Origin of the sequence: Pseudomonas sp. NBRC 100443 (genome assembly GCF_030268185.1) — a bacterium.
Taxonomy (GTDB): domain Bacteria; phylum Pseudomonadota; class Gammaproteobacteria; order Pseudomonadales; family Pseudomonadaceae; genus Pseudomonas; species Pseudomonas citronellolis.
The window spans coordinates 1-276 of record NZ_BSQE01000096.1; the positions used below are offsets into that span (position 1 = coordinate 1).

At 66.3% G+C, this 276-nt stretch carries 1 pseudogene; it reads left to right on the forward strand.

The annotated features are described in order from the left end of the window. Positions 1-5: 5 nt before the first annotated feature. Positions 6-276 (forward strand): annotated as a pseudogene (locus QSJ95_RS32695) (terminase small subunit); the annotation flags it as partial.

Here is a 276-nt window from a genome sequence, read left to right on the forward strand (position 1 = left end):
GCCGGATGGCGGCGAGCCTCGGCATCAGCACCCAAGCCTTTGATAAATGGGGCGTCGAGCCAGTGGCTCGGATCGGCCGCGAGGCCTTCTACGACGTCCGCTCGGTGCTGGAGAACCGCCTGGCCCAGGCGGAGCGGAAACACCAACCTGAGGGGGACTACCCGGACGGGATCGACCCCTATGCAGAAGCGAAGCTGACGCAAGAGCGTCTGCGCCTCACCGCGGCCCAGGCCTACGCCCAAGAGCAGAAGAACCAGGTCCAGGACAAGCTCCTGG